We start from the raw sequence: 20,084 nt of genomic DNA, 5'->3' as shown, positions 1-20,084 counted from the left end.
ACGAGGGAAGCGGCGGAGTCGCGCCCGCCGCTTCCCCCTCTCCCCGTCCTGCTACGGGAGCGGTGTGGGGTTCACCGGATCCGGCGGCACCGGCAGCGAGCCGCGGATGCGGTTCTGCGCCTGGCACTGGCTGGTGCAGTTCGTCGCTCCGGCCGACAGCTCGATGGCGTCCTCGCCGAGCACGCCGCCGACTCGTCCGCCCGGCTGGACCAGCCACTTGGTGACGGTCGAGGTCTGCAGTGTCTTGGTGGCGACCTGCGGGCTGTCCTTGCCGAGGAGCATCTGGTGGTAGCCGGTCGCGCTCTGCGCCGCGCTGACAGCGTCGATCCCGTTGCCGAAGTTGATCTTGCCGGTGAACGAGTTGAGGAAGTAGAAGATGCCCGGCGCGAGGGTGTGGGTGAACTCGACCGGACCGGCGAATTCGGTCTCCATCTGGAAGATGCCGCCCTGCGCGCCATCCTTCGCCTGGATCTTGTACGTGCCGAGAGACGTCTGGAACAGGATGACGACTGAGTCGTCCTTCACCTCGAGCCTCGAGATCCTCGCCCCGGCGCGCTGCGCCGCGGTCAGGGTGGGAATCTTCGAGGCGAAGATCTTGGTCGGCGCGGTAACCATCCGCTGGGTGTCAGGGGCACCGGTCAGCGTGTAGTCGTAGACGCCGAGCGTGGCCACGTCGATGTCGAAGCCGACGTGCTTGCCGCGCACCAGCACGCGCCCGTTGGCTGTGAGACCACCCTCGAGCTTGATGTCTTTGCCGGGGGCGGGGTTGTAGGTGGCTCCGTTGACAGTGACGGCGAAATCGCCGCCGGTGGCTGAGGTCTTCGCTTGAGCGGGTCCGGCGACGACCAGCGACGCGGCTACGAGCGCCGTGGCGATGATCGCTGCGCGGACGACCGCGAGCGGGGTTCTGGAGACGGACATACGCTGCCTTTCAGGTGACTCATCACCCACCAGGAGGCCCCGTGGTGGTGCATCCCACAGTGCGTGGACGGCGGTATGCCCGACAATCGAACTTTGGTCGTAGTACCCCGCGGACGAGAGGATGAGGCCATGCCGCATCCCGATTCCACGACGCCGATTCTCCCCGGATTCCATCCCGACCCGTCGATCTGCCGCGTCGACGACGACTACTTCGTGATCACGTCGACGTTCGAGTACCTCCCGGGTGTGCCGATCTTCCACAGCCGCGACCTCGTCAGGTGGCGGCTCATCGGCAACGTGCTCGACCGCGAGGACCAGTTGTCCCTGCCGTCATCGGAGGGCAGCGGAGGCATCTTCGCGCCGACGCTGCGGTTCCACGACGGCCGGTTCTGGATGATCACGACGAATATCAATCGCGTCGGCGAAGGACACCTCATCGTGTCGGCGACGGATCCGGCAGGCCCGTGGACGACCCCCGTGTATGCGACCGGTGCGGTCGGGATCGATCCCGACCTGTTCTGGGACACCGACGGCACCTGCTACCTGACCTGGGCATCGGGCCGGCCGGGCAGCCCCATCTCGCAGGCCGTCGTGAATCCGGAGACCGGCGAACTCCTGTCGGAGCGTACCGACGTCTGGGGTGGCACCGGACTCGCACATCCCGAAGGTCCGCACCTCTACCGCCGCGGCGACTGGTACTACCTGCTGCTCGCCGAAGGCGGCACCGAGCGCGGCCACGCCGTCACCGTGGCCCGGTCGCGTTCCGTCCGCGGTCCGTACGAAGGCGACCCGGCCAACCCGATCCTGAGCCACCGCAGCACCTCCCATCCCGTGCAGAACACGGGTCACGCCGACCTGGTCGAGCGCGCGGACGGGTCATGGGCGATGGTGCACCTCGGCGTTCGCCCGGTCGGACCATCGCCGAGCTTTCATGTGAACGGTCGCGAGACGTTCATCGCGGGCGTGCGCTGGCTCGACGACTGGCCTGTTGTCGATGAAACCGCTTTCGACGTGCCGAAGTCGCACACTGACTTCGACGACGACTTCTCGTCACCGCACCTCGACTCACGCTGGATCGCGCCGGGCCGGCATCCGCATGAATTCATAGAAGCGGCTGTCGACGTCGGCTGCGTCATCCGCCCCTCGGACTCGACGGGCCATCGCTCGCTGCTTGCGATCCGCGTCGAGGATCAGGAGTGGGATGCCCGAGCCACCGTGGACGCCGACGGCGGGCGACTGGTGCTGCGGCTGGATGACTCGCACTGGGTCGCGGTCGGGTCGCAGGATGGTGCGATCTCGGTCCGGATGGTCGTCGGGCCGCTCGATCAGGTGCTCGCCGGCGTCCCGGCACCCGATGCCCCGAAGGTCACGCTTGCGATTCGCGCCACACTGCCTGCCGCCGAGCCCTACGGCCGGGTAGCCGCGGCCGATGATCTCACTCTCGGCTATGTCGCGGAGGACGAGTTCCGAGCACTCGCGACCGTCGACGGCCGCTACCTCTCCACCGAGGTCGCCGCAGGCTTCACCGGACGAGTGATCGGGGTCGAGCCCACGGGAACGACAGACGCCGTCCTCCGCCGGTTCTCGTACCGGGGGTTGTGACCGGCGGATGCCGCGCTGAGCCTGGGTGCGCAGCATGCCCATGCACAGGCGGTCCCTGTGCCGCAAGCCCTCTACGGATCCCAGGGATTGGGCTTTGAATGTGGTTTCGCGGCGTTCAGTCGCGGACGAGGGAGAAGTCATGTCGGAGTGCCGCGCCAGGAGTTCAGCGGGAACGGGTCGGTGATCGCGATGACCGATCAGCAGACGACGTCGAGTGCCCCCGGCGGCACCCCCGATCCGGATGCGGCGAGCAAGCCCGACAGTCCCACCGACCTGCAGAAGCGCTCCTGGAAGTACGTGTTCGGCAAGACGCTGCGTGAATTCTCGGCCGACCAGTGCATGGACACCGGCGCCGCGCTCACCTACTACGCCGTGCTCTCGATCTTCCCCGCGATGATCGCGATCTTCTCGCTGCTGGGCGTCGTCGGACAGAGCGGCGCCGCGGCCGACGCCATCCTCGGGATCATCGAGGATGTCGCACCCGGCGACACCGCCGATGCGCTCCGCGGTCCGATCGAGCAGCTGTCGCAGGCACCCGGAGCCGGGTTCGCGCTCGTGGCCGGCATCCTCGTCGCACTATGGTCGGCGTCGGGATACGTCGGCGCGTTCAGTCGCGCAATGAACCGCATCTACGAGATCGAAGAAGGCCGGCCCTTCTGGAAGCTGCGTCCGATGCAGCTGATCGTCACCATCATCACGGTGCTGGCGCTCACGATCGTCGCGCTCGCCCTCGTGCTGTCGGGCGGCGTCGTCGACGCGGTGGGCAAGGCGCTCGGCGTGGGTGAAGGCGTCCAGCTCGCGTGGAGCATCCTCAAGTGGCCTCTCCTGCTGGTCGTGGTGGTGCTGCTCGTCGCCGTGCTCTACTACGCCACGCCGAACGCCAAGCAGCCGAAGTTCCGCTGGATCAGCCTGGGCGCGATCCTGGCGATCGTGATCCTGGGCACCGCGACGCTGGGATTCGGGCTCTACGTGACGAACTTCTCCAACTACGAGAAGACCTATGGCTCGCTCGCCGGAGTGATCGTGTTCCTGCTCTGGCTGTGGATCGCGAACCTCGCCCTGCTGTTCGGCGCGGAGTTCGACGCGGAGCTCGAGCGCGGCAGGCAGTTGCAGGCCGGAATCGCCGCGGAGCGCCAGATCCAGCTCCCGGCTCGCGACACCCGACAGAGCGACAAGCGCGAGAAGAAGGAGCGGGACGACATCATCGAGGGTCGCCGCATCCGCCAGCAGCGCGGCGGAGACGACAGCACGAGCATCGGTTAGCAGCCACCCGCGCGCCCACCTGGGTCAGCGATCGCCATTCGCGTGGCTGAGGCGGCCACCAGCCTCTCGCCCGTCGGCATGCGTTTGCTGTCGCCGCATCGGCGAGGACACCGTCCCGAAAGCACATGCTCTCGGCCAGGCACCACGGTAGGGGCGGCAGCGAGATGAGTTCTCGCCGAGAGCGTGTGTTCTCGGCGAAAAAAGCGAGGTCAGTCCTTGCCCCGCTTGGCGGTCGGCAGCCGACGGCGCTCCCACGAGCCGAGGATGTGCTCCTCCATCGCGCGACGGGCGGCCTCGCGATCGCCCCCCGCGATCGCCGCGACCACGTTCTCGTGCTCGACCATGGTGAGCTCGAACGCCCGCTCCGGATCCACACCCTGGTAGCGGGTGCTCTCCAGAGCCCGCTCGAAGAGCACTCGGGCGACGTTCTCGGCGAGGAGGTTGCCCGACAGCTCCATGACGATCAGGTGGAATCGCACATCCGCCTCGCGGAACGCGGTGGAGTCGTCGATCGACACTCGCATCCACTCGAGACTCTCGCGAAGGCGCTCGACTCCGTCGTCGGAATGCTCGGCCGCCACGGCACTGGCCATCGCCGCTTCGAGCGCGCCGCGCACCACGCTGAGATCGTCGAGGATGCCCAGGTCGTCGTCGTGGCCGATGAGCGCGGTGATGACGAGAGGGTCCAGCAGGTTCCACGCCGACATGGGATTGACGTGCGTGCCGCGCCCCTGGGCGACGGTGACCATGCCCTTCTCCTGGAGGCGCTTCACCGACTCGCGGATGACCGTGCGACTCACGCCGAACTCCTGGCTCAGGGTTCCCTCGGGGGGCAGATTCTCGCCGGGCTGCACGCGACCGGACACGATCGTCTCCACGAGTTCCTTCAGCACCGTCGCGCCGATCCGATCGATGGGCGCACGAGTGCCCTGCGGGATCGGTGTCGCATCGCCGAGCGTCATGCTCGCCACTCTAGACGGGCGTCGACCTCTCAACCATCACGGCAGGAAATTTACCAGACATATGATGTATGCTGTTATCGCACACAAGCCGGATCGAGGATCAAGGGCGATATGAGGATCACGGGATACCGCTGCCTGCGGACCTACCACGACTGGGGTCGCCCGGTGGGGGACGCCAACGGCTACATCGACTCAGGCGTGACCGAAGTGCCCATCGTGATCGTCGAGACCGACGCGGGCATCGAGGGCGTCGGCATGGGCTCTCACCAGGATCTCGACCGTCTCTTCCCCGCCCTCGAGGGGCACGATCCCCGCGCCGTCTCGTCGCTCTACGACCGCATGCTGGCTCGCGTCTTCAAGAGCGGCCACACCGGCGCGACTTTCGGCGGTGTCGGCGCCTTCGACTCGGCACTGTGGGACCTCAAGGCCAAGCTCGTCGGCGAGCCGCTGTGGCGGCTGCTCGGCGGAGCCGACCGATTCGTGCCCGGCTATGCGTCTGGTTTGGACATCGCCCTCGACGACGAGGAACTCGCGGCCTTCTACGCCGTGATGGCGGAGCGCGGGTTCTCGAGCGGCAAGCTGAAGGGCGGGCGGGATGTCGCGCACGACATCCGCCGGCTCGAGATCATGGCGGACGCGCTCCGCCGCAATGCCACCAATCCCGCCCTCATGCTCGATGCGAACGAGTCGTGGAACCTCAAGCAGGCGGTGCGCTACGTCGCGGCGCTCGAGGAGCAGATCGACCTCACGTGGATCGAGGAACCGCTCCGGCGATGGGATGCGCAGGGCCACGCGCGCCTGAGCGCCTCGGTGAAGGCCGCGGTCGCCACCGGCGAGAACCTCACGGGCCTCGAGCAGTATCGTCCGCTGCTCGACGCGGGTGCCGTAGACATCGTGCAGGCCGGCGCGGTGTGGGGGATCACCCACTTCCTGCGCGTCGCGATCGCCGCGCACGGACGCGACCTGCCGGTCAGCCCCGTGGGCCTCACGGCCAACCATGCGATCGCGGCGGCGGCCACCGCAGTGCCCAACCACCTGTCGGCCGAGGTGCAGGACCTCGGCGCCCCGTTCGGGGTCACCCTCGACCACGAGCTCATCGACGGCGGCATCGTGCTGGGCGACACCCCGGGCGCGGGCATCACGGTCGATGAGAAGGCGATCGCGAGCCACCATGAGTCGGCGTCGTGGCTCACTCCCGAAGGGCCCCACGTGCGATCGAGCCGGTCGGGTCTGCGGATGGTCACGGACGCGACCTGGGAGGCATGATGCAACTGCGACCGGGACTGCACCGCATCCAGGCGCCGCTGGGGGAGCGGTTCATCGCGATGTACCTCTTCGAGGGTCCCGCCGGTGCCCTGCTCTTCGACACCGGCGTCGATGAAAGCGTCGAAGGCACGTTGCTGCCGTACTTGTCGTCGATCGGTTTCGACCTTTCGCGCCTGCGCTGGGTCGTCTCATCGCACTGCGACTTCGATCACACCGGCGGAAATGCGGCGCTGAAGGCGGCGGCTCCGCACGTCGAGTTCCTCGCGGGCGCGGCGGATGTGGCCATGACGCAGGATGTCGATGAGCTCATCCGCGGTCGCTATGGCGAGTTCGCCGACTCGGACGGGTTCGACGATCCGCCCGAGATCACGGCCCTGGTGCGCGCCTCGACGCGACTGGTGGCCGTGGACACCCCGCTCCACGGCGGGGAGCGGTTCGACCTCGGTGATCGCGAGCTCGAGGTGCTGCACGTTCCCGGGCACTCCCCCGGACATCTCGCCGTGTGGGATGCCGCGAACCGCGCCCTCGTGATCTCGGATGCCGTCCTCGGCGTCACCGTGCCGACGGCGATCGGCGACCCCGCCTTCCCGCCCACCTATCGCGACACCGCAGCCTACGTCGAGACGATCCGCACCCTGCGCGAGTACGGCGCCGACCTGCTCCTGACCGCGCACTACCCCCTGTACGAGGGCGGGGCCGTGCAGGAATTCCTCGACGAGTCGCTCGTCTACACCGACCGCGTCGACGCACGCATCGAGGCGGCGCTGCGCGCGGCATCCCGCCCGCTCAGCTCGCTCGAGCTCATCCGTGACATCGCCTCGGACCTGGGTCCCTGGGCGCCTGCTGCCGCCGACTACCTGATCTTCCCGGTCACCGGCAACCTCGAACGGCTTGTGACGCAGGGCCGCGTCGCGGTGAGCGAGCAGGGCGGACGCCGCGTGTGGGAGTGGGTGGCTCGGTGAGCCGCGTGCGGCTGGGCGCGATCGGCGCCGGCTGGTGGGCGACGAGCAATCACTTTCCGCTGTTCGCGGCGCGCGACGATGTGGAACTCGTCGGAGTCTGTGGACTGGGGCCGGGACTCGAGGGCATCCGCGAGCGATTCGGGTTCGGCTTCGCGACGGAGTCCGCCGAAGCCCTGCTCGACGCCGACCTGGATGCGGTCGTGATCAGCACGCCGCACGACCTCCACCATCCGCTCGCCGCCATGGCGCTCGATCGCGGGCTCCACGTGCTGTGCGAGAAGCCCATGACCCTCCGCGCCGACGATGCGTGGGACCTCGCGGCCCGCGCTGAGCGCGCCGGCACCGTGTTCCTCGTGCCATACGGATGGAACTACAAGGCGTTCACGGTCGCGGCGAAGCGCATGCTCGCGGCCGGCAGGATCGGCGAGATCCAGTACGCCCTCTGTCACATGGCCTCACCCACGCGCGGCCTGTTCGGCAGCGACCCGACCCACATGCTCGAGCGCTGGAACTCCGACACGGCACCCGACCCGTCGACCTGGTCGAGCCCCGAGCACGGCGGCGGCTACGCCCACGGGCAGGTCACGCACTCGAGCGCTCTGCTGTTCTGGCTCACCGACCTGCGCGCGGCGACCGTGGCGGGGCGGGTGCTCAATGCCGGGGCCCCTGTCGATCTGTTCGACGCCGGCGTCATCCGCTTCGACAACGGCGCGCTCGGCTCGCTCTCGGGCGCGGCGACGCTGGCCGACGGCGACAAGTATCAGGTCGACATCCGCCTGTTCGGCACCGAGGGCGTGCTCATGATCGACGTCGAGCGGGAGCGGGTGACGCTCAGTCGATACGACGGCGAGCGCGAAGAGGTCGCGATCACGCCGGGCGACGGCGAGTACGAGTGCCTGGTGCCGCCCGCCCGCTTCATCGAGCTCATCACCGGGGCGAGCACCGAGAACAACTCCGACGTGACCGTCGCCGCCCGATCGGTCGAGCTCATCGAGGCGCTGCTGCGGTCAGCCGCCGCGGACGGCGCCGAGACCCGCGTCCACGCCTGACCTTCCGGCACGCACCCACCCACGACATCCGAGGCATTCACACATGACCGACTCACTCCGAGGCATCCTCTCCGGCTACCGCGTCGTCGACTGCTCCATCGCGATGGCGGGCCCGTTCGCCGCGCAGCGGCTGGGCGACCTGGGTGCGGATGTGGTCAAGGTCGAGCCGACGGCTGGTGAGTGGCAGCGGTTCGCCTCTGCGGGCGGCGCGCAGGGCAACCGCATAAACGTGTCGTTCCTCGCCCTCAACCGCAACAAGCGGTCCCTCGCGGTGGACCTCAAGTCGGATGCCGGCAAGCAGGTCGTCCGCGAGCTGGTCGCGTCCGCCGACGTGTTCCTGCAGAATTACCGCCCCGGTGTCGCAGGGCGCCTCGGACTGGACTACGACACCCTCAGCGCGCTCAACCCGGGCCTGATCTACGTGTCGATGTCGGGCTACGGCGAAGACGGCCCGTACCGGGATCGCCCGGGGCAGGATCTGCTGCTGCAGGCCATGAGCGGGGCGATGCTCTCGTCGGGCCGCAAGGGCGAGCCGCCCACCCCGGCCGGCCAGTACCTCGCGGATGCCGTGACCGCCTCCACCGCGTTCGAGGCGGTGCTCGCCGCGCTGCTGCATCGCGAGCGCACCGGTGAAGGCCAGCTCGTGACCGTCAACATGCTCGATGCGCTCACGACGCTGCAGATGCAGGAGCTGTCGGTCTACACCGTGGGCGGCATCCCGCAGGAGCGGGGCGACGAGCCGAACGCCCATGTCTACATCCGCGCGCCGTATGGCGTGTTCGCGACCTCGGACGGCTACCTGGCGCTCGGCTTCGCCGACCTCGAAAAGCTCGGCGAGGTCATCGGCGAGCCCTCGTTCGCAGGGCTCGACGCCGAGATCCACGGCTGGAGCCACCGCGACGAGCTGTACGCCAAGACCGCGGACCGGCTGAAGACCGACACCACCGAGCACTGGCTCGATGCCCTGCTGGCAGCGGGCATGTGGGCGGGGCCGGTCTATGGCTACGAAGAGCTCGTGAACGATCCGCAGGTGATCCACAACGGCACGTTCGTCGAGTACGAGCACCCCACCGAGGGACACGTGAAGACCCCGGGTTTCCCGTACCGCTTCGCCAAGACCCCCGCTCGGATCGACCGCGGCGCCCCTCTGACCGGCGAGCACACGCGAGAGGTGCTGGCCGAGCTCGGGTTCGACGACGTCGCGGTCGACGCCATGCTCGCCGCCGGGGCGGTCGCCGAGACCTCGATCGCGGAGCCCGCGACCGAGGCCGTGGTGGTGTCATGACCGATTTCGTCGGGCTCACGTGGGACCACCCGCGCGGTCGCCATGCGCTGGAGGCCGCAGCCGGATCGATCGGCTCGGGCGATTCCCTCAGATGGGAGGCGCAGTCGCTGGAAGGGTTCGAATCGGCGCCGATCGACGAGCTCGCGCGCCGGTACGATCTGCTCGTGCTGGATCATCCGCACCTGGGCGATGCGCTCGTCGCCCAGTGCCTCGTGCCGGTCGACACGCTGTTCCCCCCGGCGCAGCTCGCGCAGTGGACGGACGCCGCCATCGGCCCGAGCCTCGAGTCCTACCGCCTGGGCGGGCACGTGTGGGCGCTCCCCCTCGACGCCGCGACCCAGGTGTCGGCGCGCAATCCTGCGCTCGTGCCGGTAGCACCGGAGTCCTGGGACGACGCCATTCGGCTCGCGGGCGACGGACTCGTCGCGACGACGCTCGCCGGTCCCCACGCGTTCCTGAGCCTGTGCTCGATCGCCGTCTCGCTGGGAGACGACCCTGCCGCGGCATCCGATCGGCTCTTCGATCCCGCAATCGCAGCCGAGGCGCTGCGGCTGCTGATCGCGCTCTCCGCCCTCGCACCGGCGGGAACCGCTGCCCTGAACCCGATCGGTCTGCTGGATCGGATGCGGGATGCCGGAGACATCGGCTACGTGCCGCTCATCTACGGCTACGTCACCCACAGCTCGCCGAGCGTCGTGTTCGGCCCGCCGCCCACGGCAGGTGGTCGGATCGGCTCGACGATCGGCGGCACCGGCATCGCCGTCACGACCCGCACCAGTGCCACACCGGCTCTGCTCGCCCATCTGGCCTGGCTGCTGGACGCCGAGACGCAGTCGACGTTCATCCCCGAGCACGACGGCCAGCCGAGCGCCGCGATCGCCTGGCACGATGACCACGTGGATGCCGCAGCATCCGGCTTCTACCGCGCCACAGCGGCGACGATCGACCAGTCGTGGGTGCGTCCGCGGCTCCCCGGCTTCACCCGGTTCCAATCCGCGGCGTCCGCGATCGTGCGCGACACCGTCGCGGGGCGCCTCAGCCCCGCCGAGGCCATCCCTCTGATCGAACGCCGCTTCACCGACATCCGCGCGGCTGCCGCCCGCATGCCCGCCTTCGCCCACGCCCTCCAGGAGCAGCCCGCATGACTCTCGCATCCGGCACCGAACTCATCGTCGTCGAGGTCGACGGCGCGGTGGCGACCGTCCGGCTCAATCGTCCCGAGAAGCTCAACGCGGTCACGCAGGAGATGTCCGACGTGCTGGTCGACCTCGTCGCGCAGATGAATTCCGATCCGGGCATACGTTCCGTCGTGTACACCGGGACCGGCCGCGCGTTCAGCGCAGGCTCCGACATCACCACGCTCGACCAGTACGCGACGCCGTGGGACTTCCGCAACCGTCGCGACTACTGCGACGCGCTGCGGCAGTTGCGCAAGCCGGTCATCGCGGCGGTCAACGGCTACGCGATGGGCGGCGGACTCGAGGCCGCACTCACGTGCGACATCCGGGTCGCGGCATCCACCGCAACCTTCGCGGCACCCGAGATCAAGCTCGGCTGGATCGGCGGGGGCGGGATGTCGGCGCTGCTGGCCGCATCGATCGGCGCGAGCAATACGGCGCTCATGCTGATGACCGGCGACCCGATCGATGCCGCGCGTGCCCTGTCGTGGGGTCTCGTGAGCGAGGTGGTGGAGCCCGACGCCCTGCTCGCCCGCGCGCAGGAGCTCGCCGCGACGATCGCATCGCGTCCGCCGATCGCCGCCGAGACGGCCAAGGCCAACCTGCGTGCCGCCTACAACCAGCCGCTCGACGACGCGATCGCATACGAACGCGAGATGCAGGCGATAACCTTCGCGACAGCGGATGCCGCCGAGGGCCGGGCGGCGTTCGCCGAGCGCAGACCCGGCGTGTTCCACGGGCGCTGAGCCGCGGCATCCGCAACCGCCTGCTCGAGCCCACGCGCCGATCCGACCCGAGGAGAATCCATGACCACCGATTGGACCGGCGGTGTCGCCGCGACACTTCCCGACGATGCCGACCAGGCGCTGCTCGTGGGACGAGCGTGGGATCCGGCGGCGGGAGGACCGAGCGTAGTCGTCGTCCGGGGGGCGGATGTCGTCGACCTCTCGTCTTCGTTCGCGACGATGAGCACGCTCACCGAGGCGTCCGATCCGGCCGCTGCGACGGCATCCGCGGCGGGTCCGGTGCTCGGTTCTCTGGAGGCGCTCATCCGCAACACAGATCCCGACACTCGCGACGTCTCGCTGCCGTGGCTGCTCTCGCCGATCGACCTGCACGTCGTGAAAGCCGCGGGCGTCACGTTCCCGGTGTCGATGCTCGAGCGCATCATCGAAGAGAAGGCGCGCGGCGATGCCGATGCGGCGCAGGGTGTGCGAGCATCGGTGCTCGACGCGGTGGGCAGCGAACTGAGCGAGCTCGTACCCGGGTCGCCGGAGGCCGTGCGGCTCAAGGAGTACCTGATCGGCGAGGGCCTGTGGAGTCAGTACCTCGAAGTCGGAATCGGACCGGACGCAGAGATCTTCACGAAGGCCCCCGTGCTCGCGACCGTCGGCACGGGTGTGGATGTCGGCATCCGATCCGACTCGGAGTGGAACAATCCCGAGCCCGAGGTCGTGCTCGTCGTCTCGTCCGCCGGCGCGATCGTCGGCGCGACTCTCGGAAACGACGTCAACCTGCGCGACATCGAGGGCCGCTCGGCGCTGCTGCTCGGGCACGCGAAGGACAACAACGCCTCCGCCTCGGTCGGTCCCGTCATCCGGCTGTTCGACGCCTCTTTCACGCTCGACGACGTGCGGGCCGAGACCGTCACCCTCACGGTCGACGGCACCGACGGCTTCACCATGACCGCGAGCTCGCACATGGCGCAGATCAGCCGCGACCCCGCGGATCTCTCCGATCAGGCGCTCGGCGCGCACCACCAGTACCCCGACGGCCTGGTGCTGTATCTCGGCACGATGTTCGCGCCGATCGACGATCGAGACGACGTCGGGCGCGGCTTCACGCACCACCTCGACGACATCGTGCGCATCTCATCGCCGCGCCTCGGCACGCTCGTGAATCGGGTGCGGCGAAGCGAGCAGCTGCCGGCGTGGGAGTTCGGCATCGGCGCCCTCATCACGAATCTCGCGGCACGCGGACTGATCGGAGCAGCATGAGCACCCTCACCACCACCGACCCGCGCACCGGAGCGGCCACGTCGACGGGTATCGAACCGACGTCTGCGGCCGAAGTGGGTGCGCTGGCCTCCGCCGCCGCAGAGGCGTTCCGCGCGCTCCGCGCATATCCGAGGGTCTGGCGTGCCGGTCTGCTGCGCGCCCTCGCCGACGCGCTCGAAGAGCGACGGGTCGAGCTGGTCGAGACGGCGATGGCGGAGACCGGCCTCGCCGAGGCGCGGTTGAACACCGAGCTGACCCGCAGCGCCTTCCAGTTCCGGCTCTTCGCCGACGCCGTCGATGAGGGCGGCTACCTCGAGGCGATCATCGACCATGCGGCATCCACCCCGATGGGTCCCGGACCCGACGTGCGGCGCATGCTGGTGCCGATCGGGCCCATCGCCGTGTTCGGGTCCAGCAACTTCCCGTTCGCGTTCTCGGTGGTGGGTGGTGACACGGCCTCGGCACTCGCCGCGGGCAACCCCGTGGTCATCAAGGCGCACAGCTCGCATCCGCTCACTTCGCAGCGCTCGTTCAGCGCCCTCGCCGACGCGGCCGCGGCCTACGGCGCCCCCGCTCATACGCTCGGCATCGTCTACGGCCAGGCCGCCGGCGCAGCGCTCGTCGCCGACCCCGCGATCGCCGCCGTAGGGTTCACCGGCTCGCTCTCGACGGGGCGCATCCTGCAGGAGATCATCGACCAGCGCGAGACGCCGATCCCGTTCTTCGGCGAGCTGTCGAGCCTCAACCCGCTCATCGTCACGCCCGACGCGGCGAGCGCACGCGCCGACGCGATCGCGGACGGCCTGTTCACGTCGTTCACCGGATCAGCCGGACAGCTGTGCACGAAGCCCGGCATCGCGTTCCTGCCCGCCGAGGCCGGCGGCATCGTCGACGCGATCGTCGCGCGCGCGCAGGATGCCGCGCCGCAGGCCCTGCTCAACTCGCGCATCCTCGGCGCGTTCGATGAGATCCGCGAGCGGCTGATCGATGACGGCAAGGCGCGCAGCCTCGTGGCGCCGCATACCGGAGCCGACGGATTCACGCTGTCTCCCGCGGTGTTGGAGATCGACGCCGCGGATGTCACCGCGGCAGTGGCCGAAGAGGCGTTCGGCCCGCTGATCGTGATCGCCCGCTATCGCGAGGTCGACGAGGTGCGGATCGCCCTGGAGGCGATACCGGGCTCGCTCACCGCGACCATCCACGGCGAAGCAAGCGAGAGCGACCTCGTCGCGACCCTGGCCTCCGAGGTGCAGGACCTCGTCGGCCGCATCGTCTACAACGGCTACCCGACCGGCGTGCGGGTGTCGTGGGGCATGCACCACGGCGGTCCTTGGCCCGCGACGAATACACAGCACACCTCGGTCGGCATCTCGGCGATACGCCGATTCCTTCGACCACTCGCCTGGCAGGATGCGCCGGAGGCGGTGCTCCCGGAGGAGCTGCGCGACGGCGCGGCCGACGTGCCTCGCCGGGTCGACGGAGTGCTCGAGCTCGCCGCATCCGCCTGACGCCCTCTCGACCCGAACCCACGCGTCTCCGCTCGAACCCACTCGTCCTCGCGCCCAGAACGGGTGGGTTCGCGCTGAATCGGGTGGGTTCAACGGCACACGCGGGCGCCAGGCGCCAAACTCGGCGCCGGGTAACGCCGCGTCAGTCCTCTATCGCGCTGTCGGGCAGGGCCAGCCCGAGTGCAGGATGCGAGCGTTCGGAGGCCGGGCGCGGGCCGGCGCGAGACACGTCCGGCACGCGGATCCCGAGTTCATCTGCGGGTCCGCCAGGGCGCACGCGGAAGTCGCGGCCCGCCGCATCGACGAATCGGGGGTCGTCGAATTTCGAGTGCCGATCGCGACCCGCATCGCGCCACACATCGTCACACCCCTCGAGGATTCGCCACTCCATCTCGGCGGAGTACCCCCCGTTCGCAGCGAAGCGCGCTCCCTCGATCGGCGCCTCATCCCAGTACAGGTTCAGGTCGCTCTCGAGCGTGAGATTGCGGATGTCGCGATGATCGCTGCGCCCGGCGAACGCCGGCGTGCCCGCCCCCACGACGATGTTGTGCTGGAACGTGAAGGGCAGATGCGCCTCGGGCTTGGTGATCGCCACCTGGCTCTCGCCGCCGTAGGCGAAGACATTGTGGCGCACCGTGTTCTCTCGGCCGTAGTTCACGTGGAATGCCTGATGGCTGCAGTCGTGCACCACGTTGCCCTCGATGACGACGTGCGACGAGCCCTGATCGAGATAGATCCCCCACCCGCCGTAGTTGCGGCAGCGGACGTCGTGGATGTGATTGCCGCGAACCCGCGTGCCAGGGGCGATTCCCAGCAGGTAGATCGCACCGGTGTCGTTGAGCCGGCCCTGGCCGATGTCGTAGAGGTGGTTGAACGCGATGTCGTTCCCACCGGACGCGTTGCGCACGTAGTCCCATGACCAGCCCACGGAGATGCCCGTGTAGAAGAAGTCATGGATCGCGTTGTGGGCGATCACGTTGTCCGCACCGTGCTGGAACAGCACGGCCACGGCGTTCGGGTAGACCCGGCCCCCGCGATGGATCTCGCAGTCGCTCACCTCGTTGCTCTGGCTGAAGAGCGGCGACGATTCACTGCCGTCTCCGGATACCCTGATGGCCCCTGCGCCAAGGTCATACAGGTCGGCCCCGCTGATCACGTTGCCGCGGCTGCCATCCGTCAGCTCGATCGCATAGCCGTCCACGCGCCGCACCCCGCCACCGATGAACGCGCAGTCGCGGGCGCCCGCGAAGCTCACGGCAGCGGTCGCTTCGGTGGCGCCCTGCACGGATGCGGCGAAGTCGACGTCGGTCGGAAGAAGCTCGTCCTCGCGCACCCCGAACGGCGCACGAGCCGCGGGAAGCTCCTCGAAGCCGCCACCGGTGAACGTGATCCCTTCGAACCGGATGCGGCGAACGACCGCCCCGGATGCCGCATCCCCCACCACTCGGACGAACTGCTCGATCGCCGGCACCGTGATGACGGTGCTCTCGATCGACTCGTCCGCGAAGGGCGCGTAGAGCAGTCGGGGCTCTCCGGTGAGAACCCCGGAGCGATCGAGGTACCACTCTCCCGGGACTTCGCCGAAAGCCTCGGCGACGTTGTCGAGCCAGTATCGGGCAAAGCGCTCGGCGGCGTCGTCGCGGAGGGCGAAGATGCTGCGCCGCGTCGAGGTGACGAGACCGGACGCACGGTCGATCGAGTGGATCGGCATCCGCTCCTGCACCCAGAAGTGCGGGACCACCACCTCCACCGCCGATGGATCGGCGAGCTCGGGGATGTCGCCGGGCTCGGCGATGAACCGGTCGGCACCATCGAAGAGCGTGCCGTCGAAGTCGGCCGTCACGTCGAGGCCTTCTTGATCGAGCATCCTGAGCTCACCGGTTCGGGGGTAACGCGGCCGGTTCCGTCGCTCACCGTCGGCGTAGAGGCTGACGAAGCCGCGCTCTGGCACGGCCGCCGCCCACACGGTGCGATCGGCGATCGAGATCTCCTCCCAATCGGTGATCCTCACGGATCCGTCGAAGACGACGTCGCCGCCGCCGATCGCCGCGACCGTCGTGTGGGAGTCATCCGGACCGAGAACGAGCGTCTCGGCGATTCGGTAGGTCCCTGGGAAGACCCAGATGACGGCGTCCTGCCCGGGGTCGCGGCGACCTCGAACGAGCGCCATCGCCTGTGCAAGCTCACGGACCGGATAGCCTCTCGAACCGATGCCGTGATGCGAGCCGTGGGGTCCGATGAAGACTTCAAGCCGATCGGTGGGCATTCGCAGCTCTCTCTAGCCCTTCGTGGCGCCGGCGGTGACTCCGGCGGTGATCTGACGCTGGAAGATGATGTAGACCACGACGAGCGGCAGCACGACCAGCAGAATTCCGGCGAGGTAGGTGGGCACGTTGTCGGGGTACTGACCGCGCAGCGCGCTGACCCCCACCATGACAGTGCGGTTCGCCGGAGACTGCATGATCAGCAGTGCGATCAGGATGTCGTTCCAGCAGAAGAGCGCGTTCAGGATGCCCATCGACAGCAGCGCCGGGCGTCCGATCGGGAGCATGATGCGCCCCCACACTCCCCAGAGTCCGTTCCCGTCGACGCGGGCGGCTTCGGTGATCTCCTTCGGGATGCCGTGATAGTACGCCGTCATGAAGAACACCGTGAACGGCAGGAACTGCGACACGTAGGCGGTGATCAGACCCAGATACGAGTCGAGCAGGCCCATGTCGCTCAGGACCTTGATCAGGGGCACCATGATCACCTGGAACGGCACCATCATCGTTGCGAGGATCAGCAGGAACGCGACGCGGCTCCCGCGGAAGGTCAGATGACTGAGCGAATAGCCGGCCATCGACGAGAGCAGCAGGATGATGGCGACCGATGCCACGGTCACGATGATCGAGTTGATGTAGTACCGGCCCATGTCGGCCTGCACCCAGGCATCCACATAGTTCGAGAACATGATCTCGGTCGTCGGGCCGAGACGGTCCAGCACGTACTCCCGCCGCGACTTCAGCGAGATGTTGACGGCGTACACCATCGGGTAGATCGTCGCGATCGCGAGGATCATCATGGGGATGGCCAGAAGCCACCGGCTGAGCTTCTCCTTGCGCATCAGACCTCCTTGGTCGCGCGCCGCAGGATGCGGATCTGGATCAAGCCGATGACGAGCACGATCACCAGCAGGAACACGGATGCCGCCGATGCGAGCGCGGGGCGCGCCTCGCCGTTGAGCTTCCAGATGAGGAATTCGGGCAGGTATGACGCGGCGCCGGGTCCGCCCGCGGTCATCGTGTACAGCAGGCCGAACAGCCCGGTGAGCATGCCGATCGTGGTGGTGACGAACACGAACACGATGGTCTGGCTGAGCCCCGGGATGATCACGTGCACGATCGACTGCCGGAGGTTCGCGCCGTCGATCTTCGCGGCATCCAGCAGCTGCTGATCGAGGGTCGAGAGGCCCGCAAGGAAGATCACCATCGCCATGCCGAACGTCGCCCAGATGTGGACCGTCAGAACGCTGGGCAGTGCCGTGAAGGTCTGGCCGAGCCAGTCGACCGTGGGAAGCCCGATGGACTCGCCGATGCCGTTCAGAGGCCCGTTCGCGCCGAGGACGATGTTGAAGATCGCGCCGATGATGATCGGCGACAGCACCACGGGCAGGAAGTAGACGCTGCGGTAGAAGCGGTGCCCTGGCACGCTCAGGAAGATGAACGTGGCGAGGATCCCGGCGACGAACACCTCGATGGGAACGAACAGCAGCACGACGAGGACGTTGCGCGCCGACGCCTGGAAGCGCTCATCGCCGAGGAGCGTCACGTAGTTGTCGAGGCCGACGAAGACCCCGTTGAGCTCGCGATCGCCGGTGAACGAGAAGTTGACGCCGAGCAGCAGTGGGTAGATCCGGAAGACGAGGAGGATCAGCAGAACGGGCGCGACCATCAGGTAGGGGATGATGCGCTCGGAGTTCCAGGGGCGCTTGCGGCGAGGAACCTTCGTCTTGCGCGACCGGCCCGGAGCCCGGTCCGCGAGGACCAGGCTCCGGGTCGAGGTGGTGTCGACGGCCATCAGCCTTCGCTGTCGGCCAGCTGGCTCGCAGCGTCCTCGACGGTCACTTCACCGATGAGCAGCTGCTGGCCGAGACGGTGCAGCAGGTCGAGCGTCTCACCCGACAGCGCGGTGTGAAGCAGGGGCTTCGACTCCGGCAGTTCGCTCACGATGTCCTGAGCAGACTGGATGTCGGTATCGAGCTCGATGGTCGTGTCGGACGTGATCTGACCGCCGGCGAGTGAATACGCGGCCAGGGCGTCATGATCGACGGTGGAACGGATCCAGTCAACGGCCAGGTCCAGCTTGTCGGGGTTCAGGACCCCATAGCCGATGCCACCCTCGACCGGAAGCGCGAGAGTCGTGCCGTCGTTGACAGTGACAGGCATCATGAAGCCGAGGTCCTTTCCGAGGAACTCATCGAACTGCTTCCAGTGCGCGATACCGCTCGTGAGCCCGATGACCATGGCGGCCTCTCCGGCCGAGAACAGGTCGAACGAATCGTTGAACATCGCTGTCGAGTTCGCGCCATCGTTGTACCAGCCCTGCTCGGAGGTGTCCTGCCATAGTTGCAGGGCCTGTGTCGCGTGCTCGCTCGTCCAGTCCCGATCGCCGTCGATCCACGCGTCGTACTCCTCGGGTGTGAAGAGTCCGGACGCGAAGCCCGAGAGGAAGAACTCGATGCCGAGACCCTCCTTGTTGCCGAGCGCGAAGCACGACTTGTCGGTCTCGGCGAGGATCGCGTCGCAGGCTGCGGTCAGGTCCTCCCAGGTCGTGGGCGGGTTGTCGGCATCGAGGCCGGCCGCTTCGAAGATCGCCTTGTTGAAGTAGATGGGGAAGCCCTGCAGGAACATCGGCGCCGAGTACGTCTCGCCGTCCGCCTGGAAGGCCGGCCAACCGGCCAGTGTCTCCTCCAGGTCCGCGAGCTCCTCGGTGACGGGCGTGAGCATGTCGACACGCGACTTCAGCTGCGTTCCGCCGTTGAAGAGAGCAAGGTCGGGTCCCGTGCCTGATTCGATCGCCGTGCCGAGCAGCGTGTAGTACTGATCGAACGGCTGAGAGACGATCTCGACCTCGACGTTCGGATGCTTTTCATTGAAGGCGGCGAGGACATCCTCTTCGAAGGCCGTCGCGGCTTCGTCGGCACTGCCCCAGTTCCAGACGACGAGCTTGCCCGATTCCTCGTCACCTCCGCCGCTTGCACTGGGCGTGCTGGTTGCGGCACCGCCGCAGCCGGTGAGCACGAGTGCGACACCGAGTCCCAAGGCTGCTGTCGCCATTGTCCGCTTCATTGCGTTCCCTCTCATCACTGACTTTGTAACGTATCAACGCTCGTCCGAAGGGCCGCGCGCATCGTTCTTGGTGGGTTCTCGAAATGTACTACGTATCATGTCATACTGCAACATCGGCGCACGCAGGAGCGATCCTGCAGGTCCCGGTCCACAGGCTGCGACCGCGGCATTCGGTCCCGGAGCCGCCGTCCTGACCTCACGGCGACCGTCTACTCGAGCTGGTGGTCGTGCACCGCCGACGTCAGAGCGACCCCATTGAGCTCGAGGTAGAGCTGTCGCTCCGTGATCGACAGAGTCATGGTGTTGCGGCGTTCCAACTCAGCGACGGCGGCGTCGACGAAGCCGGGGTCGAAGCTGTGGAGCGTGATCGACTCCGCCTGATGGATCTGCTTGCCCGCCCAGGACGCCATCACCTTCGCGGGATCGCGATGCGTGTAGACCGTGGTCCGGTCGGCCAGCTTGCTGCCGTAGTGCAGCCGGGCGGCATCCGGTGCGCCGACCTCGATCCATGCGATGAGGCGGCCGGTCAGATCGCGCACGAGCACGGCAGGCTCGTCGGTCGACGAGATGCCCTCGCTGAAGGCGATCCCCTCCTCGAACTCGAGACAGTAGGCGAGCACGCGGGTCAGCATGTACGCATCGGTCTCGGACGGGTGGCGTGCGACGCGGAGCGCGAGCTCGTCATACACGCCCCGGTCGACATCGGCGAGCTGCACCGTGAAGGTGTGCATCGTCGCGCCGGCTACCATAAGGCTCGAGCC

General features: G+C 68.0%; 17 protein-coding genes. 10 read left to right on the top strand and 7 right to left on the bottom strand.

Features of this window, described 5'->3' with window-relative positions; genetic code table 11:
- Positions 1-51: 51 nt before the first annotated feature.
- A complete protein-coding gene (locus ABD188_RS06345) occupies positions 52-921 on the bottom strand; it encodes a hypothetical protein (protein ID WP_344059620.1) in 870 nt (289 codons plus the stop codon).
- Positions 922-1,050: 129 nt separating this feature from the next.
- Between ABD188_RS06345 and ABD188_RS06340 the strand changes: the two genes are divergently transcribed.
- Positions 1,051-2,523 (top strand): glycoside hydrolase family 43 protein, encoded by a 1,473-nt coding sequence (locus ABD188_RS06340; RefSeq protein WP_344059618.1) that lies wholly within the window; start codon positions 1,051-1,053, stop codon positions 2,521-2,523.
- A 189-nt stretch (positions 2,524-2,712) separates the two neighbouring features.
- Entirely contained in the window at positions 2,713-3,786 is a 1,074-nt protein-coding gene (locus ABD188_RS06335) for a YihY/virulence factor BrkB family protein (protein WP_344059616.1), read from the top strand.
- 209 nt (positions 3,787-3,995) lie between these two features.
- Here ABD188_RS06335 and ABD188_RS06330 read toward each other — a convergent pair whose 3' ends face one another.
- Positions 3,996-4,748 carry a FadR/GntR family transcriptional regulator gene (locus ABD188_RS06330; RefSeq protein WP_344059614.1) on the bottom strand — a complete coding sequence of 251 codons (753 nt, stop codon included), beginning with the start codon at positions 4,746-4,748 and terminating at the stop codon, positions 3,996-3,998.
- A 111-nt stretch (positions 4,749-4,859) separates the two neighbouring features.
- Here ABD188_RS06330 and ABD188_RS06325 point away from each other — a divergent pair, with 111 nt between their 5' ends.
- The 8 genes from ABD188_RS06325 to ABD188_RS06290 are packed head-to-tail and all read left to right on the top strand — an operon-like array spanning position 4,860 to position 13,993.
- Complete coding sequence (locus ABD188_RS06325) at positions 4,860-6,014, top strand: mandelate racemase/muconate lactonizing enzyme family protein (protein WP_344059612.1); 1,155 nt, start codon at positions 4,860-4,862, stop codon at positions 6,012-6,014.
- Positions 6,014-6,976, top strand: a complete 963-nt coding sequence (locus ABD188_RS06320; protein WP_344059610.1) for an MBL fold metallo-hydrolase — start codon at positions 6,014-6,016, stop codon at positions 6,974-6,976. The genes ABD188_RS06325 and ABD188_RS06320 overlap by 1 nt, the downstream gene beginning before the upstream one ends.
- Positions 6,973-8,025: a Gfo/Idh/MocA family protein gene (locus tag ABD188_RS06315; RefSeq protein ID WP_344059608.1), complete on the top strand. Its 1,053-nt coding sequence runs from the start codon at positions 6,973-6,975 to the stop codon at positions 8,023-8,025. The genes ABD188_RS06320 and ABD188_RS06315 overlap by 4 nt, the downstream gene beginning before the upstream one ends.
- Positions 8,026-8,068: 43 nt before the next feature.
- Entirely contained in the window at positions 8,069-9,310 is a 1,242-nt protein-coding gene (locus ABD188_RS06310; protein ID WP_344059606.1) for a CaiB/BaiF CoA transferase family protein, read from the top strand.
- On the top strand, positions 9,307-10,455 hold the full coding sequence (locus tag ABD188_RS06305) for a hypothetical protein (protein ID WP_344059604.1): 1,149 nt from the start codon (positions 9,307-9,309) through the stop codon (positions 10,453-10,455). The genes ABD188_RS06310 and ABD188_RS06305 overlap by 4 nt, the downstream gene beginning before the upstream one ends.
- Complete coding sequence (locus ABD188_RS06300) at positions 10,452-11,234, top strand: enoyl-CoA hydratase/isomerase family protein (RefSeq protein WP_344059602.1); 783 nt, start codon at positions 10,452-10,454, stop codon at positions 11,232-11,234. Before ABD188_RS06305 ends, ABD188_RS06300 begins: the two co-directional genes overlap by 4 nt.
- 60 nt (positions 11,235-11,294) lie before the next feature.
- Positions 11,295-12,485, top strand: coding sequence for a fumarylacetoacetate hydrolase family protein (locus tag ABD188_RS06295; protein WP_344059600.1), 1,191 nt, complete (start codon positions 11,295-11,297; stop codon positions 12,483-12,485).
- Positions 12,482-13,993 carry an aldehyde dehydrogenase family protein gene (locus ABD188_RS06290; RefSeq protein WP_344059598.1) on the top strand — a complete coding sequence of 504 codons (1,512 nt, stop codon included), beginning with the start codon at positions 12,482-12,484 and terminating at the stop codon, positions 13,991-13,993. Before ABD188_RS06295 ends, ABD188_RS06290 begins: the two co-directional genes overlap by 4 nt.
- A 142-nt stretch (positions 13,994-14,135) precedes the next feature.
- Here ABD188_RS06290 and ABD188_RS06285 read toward each other — a convergent pair whose 3' ends face one another.
- The 5 genes from ABD188_RS06285 to ABD188_RS06265 all read right to left on the bottom strand — a co-directional run bounded on the left by ABD188_RS06285 (position 14,136) and on the right by ABD188_RS06265 (position 20,072).
- A complete protein-coding gene (locus tag ABD188_RS06285) occupies positions 14,136-16,259 on the bottom strand; it encodes a right-handed parallel beta-helix repeat-containing protein (protein ID WP_344059596.1) in 2,124 nt (707 codons plus the stop codon).
- Positions 16,260-16,271: 12 nt separating this feature from the next.
- A complete protein-coding gene (locus ABD188_RS06280) occupies positions 16,272-17,099 on the bottom strand; it encodes a carbohydrate ABC transporter permease (RefSeq protein ID WP_344059594.1) in 828 nt (275 codons plus the stop codon).
- A complete protein-coding gene (locus ABD188_RS06275; protein ID WP_344059592.1) occupies positions 17,099-18,052 on the bottom strand; it encodes a carbohydrate ABC transporter permease in 954 nt (317 codons plus the stop codon). Before ABD188_RS06275 ends, ABD188_RS06280 begins: the two co-directional genes overlap by 1 nt.
- Complete coding sequence (locus tag ABD188_RS06270; protein ID WP_344059590.1) at positions 18,052-19,311, bottom strand: ABC transporter substrate-binding protein; 1,260 nt, start codon at positions 19,309-19,311, stop codon at positions 18,052-18,054. The genes ABD188_RS06275 and ABD188_RS06270 overlap by 1 nt, the downstream gene beginning before the upstream one ends.
- A gap of 221 nt (positions 19,312-19,532) precedes the next feature.
- Positions 19,533-20,072: a YaeQ family protein gene (locus tag ABD188_RS06265; protein ID WP_344059588.1), complete on the bottom strand. Its 540-nt coding sequence runs from the start codon at positions 20,070-20,072 to the stop codon at positions 19,533-19,535.
- Between the last annotated feature and the right edge of the window lie 12 nt (positions 20,073-20,084).

It is taken from the genome of Microbacterium pumilum, from assembly GCF_039530225.1.
Lineage (GTDB): Bacteria > Actinomycetota > Actinomycetes > Actinomycetales > Microbacteriaceae > Microbacterium > Microbacterium pumilum.
Note: the sequence above shows the minus strand (reverse complement) of the source record. Positions and strands in the feature narration are given on the sequence as shown.